The 8,266-nt window shown below is 43.7% G+C and carries 8 protein-coding genes; 3 read left to right on the top strand and 5 right to left on the bottom strand.

What is annotated here, in order from left to right; all coding sequences use genetic code 11:
- Positions 1 to 91: 91 nt before the first annotated feature.
- Positions 92 to 817 carry a hypothetical protein gene (locus F6J94_RS25715; RefSeq protein ID WP_293045315.1) on the bottom strand — a complete coding sequence of 242 codons (726 nt, stop codon included), beginning with the start codon at positions 815 to 817 and terminating at the stop codon, positions 92 to 94.
- A 137-nt stretch (positions 818 to 954) separates the two neighbouring features.
- Here F6J94_RS25715 and cobU point away from each other — a divergent pair, with 137 nt between their 5' ends.
- Together cobU and F6J94_RS25705 are read left to right on the top strand one after the other, a co-directional pair.
- Complete coding sequence (cobU, locus tag F6J94_RS25710) at positions 955 to 1,530, top strand: bifunctional adenosylcobinamide kinase/adenosylcobinamide-phosphate guanylyltransferase (RefSeq protein WP_293045313.1); 576 nt, start codon at positions 955 to 957, stop codon at positions 1,528 to 1,530.
- 79 nt (positions 1,531 to 1,609) lie between these two features.
- Complete coding sequence (locus tag F6J94_RS25705) at positions 1,610 to 2,041, top strand: hypothetical protein (RefSeq protein WP_293045311.1); 432 nt, start codon at positions 1,610 to 1,612, stop codon at positions 2,039 to 2,041.
- A 180-nt stretch (positions 2,042 to 2,221) separates the two neighbouring features.
- Here the strand turns inward: F6J94_RS25705 and F6J94_RS25700 are convergent, their stop codons facing one another.
- From F6J94_RS25700 to F6J94_RS25690, 3 genes are all read right to left on the bottom strand, one after another.
- Positions 2,222 to 3,667: a c-type cytochrome gene (locus F6J94_RS25700; protein WP_293045309.1), complete on the bottom strand. Its 1,446-nt coding sequence runs from the start codon at positions 3,665 to 3,667 to the stop codon at positions 2,222 to 2,224.
- A gap of 81 nt (positions 3,668 to 3,748) precedes the next feature.
- Positions 3,749 to 4,177, bottom strand: a complete 429-nt coding sequence (locus F6J94_RS25695) for a hypothetical protein (protein ID WP_293045307.1) — start codon at positions 4,175 to 4,177, stop codon at positions 3,749 to 3,751.
- Between the two features lie 61 nt (positions 4,178 to 4,238).
- Entirely contained in the window at positions 4,239 to 5,705 is a 1,467-nt protein-coding gene (locus F6J94_RS25690; RefSeq protein ID WP_293045305.1) for a cytochrome c, read from the bottom strand.
- Between the two features lie 75 nt (positions 5,706 to 5,780).
- Between F6J94_RS25690 and F6J94_RS25685 the strand changes: the two genes are divergently transcribed.
- On the top strand, positions 5,781 to 5,942 hold the full coding sequence (locus F6J94_RS25685) for a hypothetical protein (RefSeq protein ID WP_293045303.1): 162 nt from the start codon (positions 5,781 to 5,783) through the stop codon (positions 5,940 to 5,942).
- Positions 5,943 to 6,005: 63 nt separating this feature from the next.
- Here F6J94_RS25685 and F6J94_RS25680 read toward each other — a convergent pair whose 3' ends face one another.
- Entirely contained in the window at positions 6,006 to 7,430 is a 1,425-nt protein-coding gene (locus F6J94_RS25680) for an NADH:flavin oxidoreductase (protein WP_293045301.1), read from the bottom strand.
- Positions 7,431 to 8,266 lie beyond the last annotated feature (836 nt).

The following is an 8,266-nucleotide window of genomic DNA, read 5'->3' as shown; positions in this document are numbered from 1 at the left end:
TGCCAAGTGCCGAAATCCCGCCAGGGAACAACCAGGAACTCCAAGAAGTGATTCTTCGGAATCCCCATCCCTCTATAGGGTGGGGAGGATGTCAAGGCCTATTTAGCTGAGAGTGCATCACAGTTAATGTTTCTGCTAGTTGACTAAGGCGATCTTCGAGGTATTTTTTCCGAATCAATAGTTGTCGCAGTTTTTGATAACGAGCGATGGCCATGCTCACACTGGGAACCTGATCTGCTGGACAAAACCTTGACCAAGATTGACCCTGCTCATCCAAGCCACAAAGACGATAACCAGTACGAGGAGATTGATAGGTAACATTAGTATTAGATTGCTCAACCGCTTCATCCACATAGTCCATCATCCGGTCACCATTGGCTAGTCTTACTGTCCCTATGGCATCTTGGGGTTGACTCGCTTGAGACTCTAACCAGCCATCAACAATTGGTCCTTCTAGGTATAGGTCTTGAATTTGCCGGAGGATTTTGTGCAGTTCCTGCTGCCAACCCAGAACAATTCCCTCAATGTCTTGCAACAGATTCATGGCCAAAGCTGGGTTAGCACCATGGCGATGGTTTCCCAGTTTAGGGTATTTCAATCTAGGCAGAGTCGGTATCTTCTGTTCATCCTGGCGAGTAGGGAACGGTTGTACTGCCATAGAGAAAGAAGGTTCCTTTTTATTTCTACGACTTACTACACCTGCTTGTTGGTGATTAGTTTGATCAGCCACAGCTGGGGATGGTTTTGATGAATCAGTGGCACTAGCTTTTGCTAACTGATTTAGTGTTGTCTCGATCCGTCGCAATTTTGATTTCATGAAGACTGATTTGAGGAAATATAGTTGATTTCAAGGGGGAAGATGCCCATTATTGAACTATAAGCTTTATTAATTTTCGCGCAATGGCAATATAACTCCCAATAGCCTTGAATAGTACCAAATTTACCAGTACCAAATTGAGCACTAATTTAATTTTAGTCACCGGACCATCCAGGTCTGGCAAAAGCGAGTGGGCAGAAACCCTGGCGATGCAGACTGGGAAATCGGTAATATACGTTGCTACTGCCACAACCAACCCGGATGATCCAGAGTGGCTGGCCCGGATTGAAAAACATCAGCAGCGACGCCCCAGTTCGTGGACAACCCTTTTGGTACCACTGGACTTGGCAGGAACAATTACCAACTATTCTGACATCAATCACTGCCTGTTAGTAGATTCTCTAGGAACCTGGGTTGCCAATTGCCTAGAACAGAATGATACCGTTTGGCACCAAACGTTACAAAGCTTATGGAATAGTTTGAGCAAAGTTAAAGGTTCTGTAATTTTTGTTGCAGAAGAGGCTGGCTGGGGAGTGGTGCCAGCTTATCCTATGGGTAGGGCGTTTCGCGATCGCTTGGGAAATGTGGTGCGTCATTTGGGGCACTTGGCTAACCCAGTCTACTTAGTCACCGGTGGTCATGTGCTTAATCTCAGTACTTTGGGTCAACCATTACCCTATAATGGTACTGTTGGCCAATCACCTCAAACCTAATCCAATCCATGGCAAGAGGGGGAAGAGACCAGCAGTGGGGATTAAAAATAACTCCTAACAAATAACTACTAACAAAGCCATGGCATCTGAACAACAAGTCAAACGCTATCTCACCTACTGGTTCCAGTTAGGCAAAAAAGTTGTGATGCACAATGGTTTTTTAGCTATGCAGCCACAATCATTAACAAATGGCAAGCACTACAGCCAAGAATTTGAAACTATCTGGCAGCTAGTCATTTCACCAGAGACTGGTGATTGTTACCTGGAAGGAACTGAGGAAGCAATTGCGGATTTATTAACACCCAAGTGGGATATACTGCCTTGTGCCCGTTGTGATATGCCTTTAGCCATTAAAACCGCTGGGATACCACCAACCTGTTGTCCCTGTTTTGATTTACCCACATGGCCCAATACAGAATTGCCAGCACCACGAGATCCAGTGTGTAGTCAAACCGAACTAAGAGGGATTTGCGATCGCTTAAACAAAATTACTGAGAATGGAAACAAATAAAATACCAGTTTTTAGCTTGTAGAGTCGCCCCAAAAAAAAATTGGTTATTTTGATAATTATTCTATATATTACTCTCGTTTAATTTAAAGTGAAAGATTTCAGTAAAGACGATTAGTTGAATTGCAGCATATGGGGGAGTTTATCTACCCCATATGCTAGTGCTCTAGACAGTCAAGGAGATCACAGAGTTTTCAGATACTCAATCAAAGCTTTCTTATCCTGTTCAGGTAAATCAGTACCATAGAGATGTCCTTGGTTACCGTTAGCTATAAGGCTAGTATCGTATTTGAAACCCTCCTTCTCAGCGTTTGCTCCCTCCGAGACAAAGCCGACTTTTTCGGGATCATAGACATCATATCCCCGGTAAAATACCTTCGTCCGGTTCTCAGGAGTTTCCAGTAAGTTGGTTAGGTTAGGCACCGAACCATTATGGAGATAAGGAGCTCTTAGCCAAATTCCATCAAGGGCTACTGCTACATAACCATTAGTCTTACGGTAGTAGTCAACGTCCCATTCATAGCCTTCAGCGTACTCATTATAAGCATCAGCTGCTTCCTGAGTCCACATATCTAAGCGGTTGCGGTCAGTACCAATCTCATCGATAGGAATAACAGTTCCTGTCCGTTCTCCACCAAAAGCATGGCAGGATGCACAGCTATTAGCAAAAATCGCACTACCTTTTGCTGCCAATGTCTGATTAACCTCAAAAGGATATGGGGGAGGAGGTAATTCAGTAATATAATCTTCTACCCGCTTTAAACCTTCGATATTAATCGACGTCTTAGTAGCACCATCTCCGATTGCCGAAGTCTGAATGCTTTCCCTAAGTGAGGTTAGTAAGCCATCCCAATGATAGGCAAATCCTTCATGCATCTTTTTATTCCAAATCGACATCATGTCAGAGGTTTCAACAGAATCATCTAGAGGCTGATCTAATAATCGAAACTTAACAGAGTTGAACGGAGAGATCCGACCAGGTCCCCAGTCAGGACGGGAATCCATCCAACCATATCCTTCCCGAAGAAGTTTGAGAATTGATTTTCTGGTCTGAGGAATAATTACATAGCGATAAAGTAGTTTATCAAACCAAGAAAGCTCATAATTGTATCCGATTTCTCCAAGAATATAGTCGGCTGTAAATCGTGGATCATTGGCACAAGCTTGCAGAAATCTGAGGTAGCCTTGAGGATCAAACTTACTTGACGGTCCTCCTAAAATAATGGTAGGTTTATCTTTAGGATTTTCGCGAAATGTAGCCGTATGACAAGCAGCACAGGTTATTCCCTGACGGGGAAAACCAATAGTTTTTTTAGAAAAGCCAATGGGCAATTCTTTCCCCTCTTCCCAGGTAATTCCCAAAGACGTATAACCACCCGGTCCTGGTAGTTTGTCAGGAAATATCCGGGGAAGCACCAGCCAAATTAAATACGGTACACCTTCAGCCTTTTCTGTGCCAATGGAACCATACTTGAAGTGTTCTTCTGGCGACTCATAATCGTAATAGGTGGGAGGATTGGGGTCTTCTCGAAATAGGTTGTACCATCCCACGTAGGCTACAACTCCAGCCAGCAAGAAAATACTAATCACAATCGTTATTAGTATTTTCCCTAATTTCGTCTTCACCATTTCCATAACGTTATTCTTCTCCCTACTCCTAGATAGTGCTGAGTGCAGTGCTAGGTGATAAGTATCACTATTCCCGAAAAGTTAGGATAATCCCTTGGCTGTTTGTGAAATAAAGGGTTGTTGAGTTTGCAGGGCAAGGAATAAGATAATTCCTTGGATAACTGCGAAGAAAAGGTCAACCAAAGCGATACTCAGAAATCCCAGATCTTGACCAAATAACAAGACAGCGGTTATAAAAAACGTAGCTCCACCACCTCGTGTGACCAATATCGACATCCAAGCTGTTGCTTTATAGCGATAGGGATCCATGGCACCAGGAATGTATAAAATACTAATTTCCAGCAAAAGCAATCCTGCAGCACGTACCCAGATAATCGGCACTGGGATTTGCATTTTTAATAACGAAAGCATGACTTCTGGGAAGAACAATAAGGGAATGACAAAAAACACCACATTGATAATGATGCCAAGCCATACCACACGACCAAACCATTTAGCGTAAGCGTTCATTGAACCTCTTTCTTTTCAAAAATTTTGTTTTACACAAAAAAATGTGTCCAGTTATCCCTTATTAAAGGGTCTTCATGTACTCCACTACAGCATCTTTAGCTTCTGGAGAGAGGTCAGTTCCATACAGGTGACCACTATTGGAATTGCCACGAATTTCTGTATCAAGCTTAAAGTATTCCTTGCTATTCTCCTCGGCTACATCGGAAACAAAACCAACCTTTTCCTGATCGAAAACATCATCACCGCGATAGAATTCTTTGGGTCGGTTTTCGGGGGTTTCCAACAAATCTCTGAGAGTTGGTACTGAACCATTGTGTAAATAGGGAGCTCGTAGCCAAATTCCATCTAGGGGCACATTGGCATAGCCATTGGTCTTGCGGAAATGGTTGAAACGCCGTGGTGTGCCAACAAAGAGGGTATTTTGATTAGAAAGCAGTTCATAGGTGTAGGAATCTAGGCGATATCGGTCTGTACCAATTTCTTCAATAGGTGTTACCTTGCCAACCTTTGAACCACCAAAAGCATGGCAGCTGGCGCAGTTGTTTTTATAAATTGGCTTACCCACTGCTGCCAAATTCTGGTTAATCTCATAGGGATAGGGCGGGGCTGGTAATTCCCACAGCCAATCAGCAACCCGTTGAATCCCATCCAAATCTACTGTGGTTGGTGTCACCCCTGCACCCAAAGCAGCGCTCAGGTTCCGCTCATCGACCGAGTCATTATCACCATCCCAGTGCAACTGCAAACCCTCACGAGGCTTCTGATTCCAGATGGAGGGAAAATCTGCACCACCAATCAGTTCATCAGGGTCTAACTGATCCATCGGGAAGCGAAATTGCAGGGATTTATAGGGATTAAAAGTATCCACCCGCCCAGGACCGCGATCAGATTGGTTATTTAAAAAGGCGAGTAGGCTACCCTGAGCAATTAAAGCATCCCGAGTCTGGGGAATAACCAGGTAGCGATAAATCAATTTCTGGATCGGGTTAAACTTTTCCCCTTCGGCTGCAATCTCTGCCAAAATCCGGTCAGCGTTGAATCGTGGATCAAATGCTACTTCGGAGATTAACTTGATGTAGCCCGATAGATCGACCGTATTGGAAGGCATGGTGGTGATTACCCGGGGTGTACTATCCCGGGTATCTCGCACTGTACCAGCATGGCAGACTGCACAATTTAAACCAACACGGTCAACGAACATCCGACGCTTTGAAAAGCCGATGGGTCTGTCTTGTCCTGGTTCATAGATAAAGCCTAATGAAGCATAACCTTCACCGGGTAGCTTATCTGGAAAAATTGCTGGCAGTACTTTCCAGATCCAGTAGGGCATTCCATTCACTGGCTCGCTGCCGATGGAACCATACTTAAAGTGGTCGTTAATATCTGCATATCTAACTGGGGAGTTGGATATCAACGGCCAAGCTATCACTAGGGTGATGACCAGTACAACTCCGATAATAAGAAGCCAAAACCGCTTTAAGCTTTTTAAAGCACCCTTGATTAGGGTTGGGTTTTCTGATTCACTCATCAATTTCTTACCTGTAATCTATAAAATAGTGCGTTAGTGTTCAGTGCTAAGTATTTAGTAGATCACGAATTACCCTTGTATCGAAAAATTAACGCCATTTGTAGGGGTACACACCCGTGCCCCCTCAACTATAAAAAAGCATTCGAGGAAAGCGATCGCATTCTCTATGCTATTCTCTATGCTATTCTCTATGCTATTCTCTATGCCATTCTCTATGCCATTCTCTATAAGATGTAAAGAAACATTTCTATTTCTTAGAAGAGGTTTTTATTCTTCATTGTTGACAAAAATAATCAAGAATTACGAGAATGGCGGTGGGTCAAATACAGTCATCACCTGTTCAATCATTTTGTCGTGGTCATCATTGTATCGGCGCACATCGTAGCAGCCTAGGGGGTTTTGTAGGGCATTGAGCAAGCACCGGTTGCAGTAGGTGCAGGGTCGGTCTGGCAGGTCTTTTCCTTGCTGAAACTGCTGGACTAGGTCATTATTGGCAACCAGAGGACGGGCGATACTAACTGCATCACAGAATCCTTCACTAATCGCCTCACGGATGTAGGATGCTTGCTGAAAACCTCCCGTGCAGATGACTGGGATATTCACATGCTTTTTGATTTCCCGAGCATCACTGATGCTAATACCTTGGTATTTATCTAGGAGTTCCTGCATGGTTTGACTTGATACAAACTCCCGGAAGGAGTCGTCCAAGGCTTGAGCCTGTACATCTTTGCCGATAATCGGCTGAGTCGAACCCTTTCTGTAAACTCGGTTCCACAAGAACAGGAAGATGGGAAATAGGAATCGATACCGGAACAGTAAGTAATTGCGGAAGGTATAGATACCGCTTCCGAGCATGATCTCGTACCATCGGTATGCTTCGTCCTGGGGAAACTCACCAGGTGGGTTCAACGGGTGTGGAAATAAGCTTCCAGTAGATATATGAAGCGCATCTGCTCCAGCTTCCTCCACCCACTTGCAGATTTGGATAGAGTCTTCCAGGGTATTCCCAGGCTTGTCCCAAGGAATCACAGCATCGTTGTATTCCACTGCACTGATTTTTGCCTGGAGGTGAAAATCGTTTCCTACCTCTTTGCGTATTGCCTGGATAATCTCCAGCAAGAAACGAGCTCGATTTTCCAGAGAACCGCCATACTCATCCTTGCGGTCGTTGATGCCTGAACTCAGAAATTGGGTAATCAGATAGCCATTGGCACTGTGCAGTTCTACCCCATCAAGTCCTGCCTCACGAGCTCGTCTGGCACCATCAGCGAATGCCTGAATCATTTCCTTGATTTCCTTGCGTGTCATTGCCTGACACTCCAGCCCATGAAATGACTCAGTTTCACTGGTTGAACTAAGACCCTTATTATACAAATTCTCCACACCACCAACATCCCGCTGACGACCAGAGTGGCTCAGTTGCATCAAAAACTTACAGTCATATTCATGAACTTTCTCGCCCACCTTACGCCAGAAAGGAATTCGATCATCCCGGTCAATCGTGGCATAGTTAGGTAAAATTCGTCCTCGGATTTGGACGGGTGTAAAGGAAGAGACGATTGCACCGACGCCGCCTCGGGCAAATTTCTCTTCCCAATTAATCCGTGCCTGGTTACCGGAACCATCATAGTTGTCAAATCGACCAGAGATATTAGAACGAAAGATCCGATTCTTTAGGGTCAAGTTTCGGAACTCCAAAGGTTCAAAAATTATATCCTTTTCCATTTGATTTAGTTAAATCTTGGCTTTTGTCGGAATAAAGCAAGCTACAAGCTCAATGCCTAGCATTCCAGATGCTGGCGGAATATTTTTTTAGGAAAACTATTTAATGCTCTTATTGAGAGGAAATAACAATAAGGATGTCATTTGTCTTTTGTCCTTTCTATTTTGTGACGATTATTTGGTCTGATGCCCGATTCTCTGTTATACGCTGTCGCTAAGCTAGGAATAAATTATTGTCAGTGACTATCTCCCTTGACCCCATCCCCTTGCTTTGGGTTGGGGGAGGAGTCATTGAACTATCACAAATTTGTATAAGGGCGTTTTTTAGCCAATGTTGGGTAAGTCCTGACAAAATCTTGCTCCCCAGTTGGATCTTGTTAAGTCTCTCCTCGAAAAACTAGAATTTCCAACACTTTCCATTATGACTTAACGACCATTGATATTTCATGATTATTAAGTTTTTTAACAACAATCCGGTTTTGGAAAAGCTCCCTGTGAGGATAACTATCAAGGCAATAGAGAGATTTTTGGCAGCTGAACCACCTACTTCAGCTAGCGCCCCCATTCTCCCTCAATTTATCAAAAGTATGCTATACCTCAACTAGAGTCCCTCTGTGTGCTTCATTGGTTTGATTTTTCATTGCCCTAGGATCTGGTGTTCTGCTGAAAATGTAATTTAAGTTACAACTACTAGTGGATAACTATAACCTACATAGCCTTTCCAAAGGAATTGGAAACAAGGATTAGAGTTTTTTCATTACAAAAAATCCCTAGATACTTGATTACCTCTAGCATGCATGCCTGTTGCCTCTTGCCTTTCCCTAAGGGATTATGTTCAC

Source organism: Moorena sp. SIO1F2 (assembly GCF_010672755.1).
GTDB lineage: Bacteria > Cyanobacteriota > Cyanobacteriia > Cyanobacteriales > Coleofasciculaceae > Moorena.
The sequence above is the reverse complement of the archived record's forward strand: the minus strand, read 5'-3'. Positions and strand labels throughout refer to the sequence as shown.

Coding starts and splice junctions, on each gene's coding strand:
- F6J94_RS25715 (WP_293045315.1), bottom strand. CDS start 817: ATGAAATCAAAATTGCGACGGATCGAGACAACACTAAATCAGTTAGCA.
- F6J94_RS25695 (WP_293045307.1), bottom strand. CDS start 4,177: ATGAACGCTTACGCTAAATGGTTTGGTCGTGTGGTATGGCTTGGCATC.
- F6J94_RS25705 (WP_293045311.1), top strand. CDS start 1,610: ATGGCATCTGAACAACAAGTCAAACGCTATCTCACCTACTGGTTCCAG.
- F6J94_RS25700 (WP_293045309.1), bottom strand. CDS start 3,667: ATGGTGAAGACGAAATTAGGGAAAATACTAATAACGATTGTGATTAGT.
- F6J94_RS25680 (WP_293045301.1), bottom strand. CDS start 7,430: ATGGAAAAGGATATAATTTTTGAACCTTTGGAGTTCCGAAACTTGACC.
- F6J94_RS25690 (WP_293045305.1), bottom strand. CDS start 5,705: ATGAGTGAATCAGAAAACCCAACCCTAATCAAGGGTGCTTTAAAAAGC.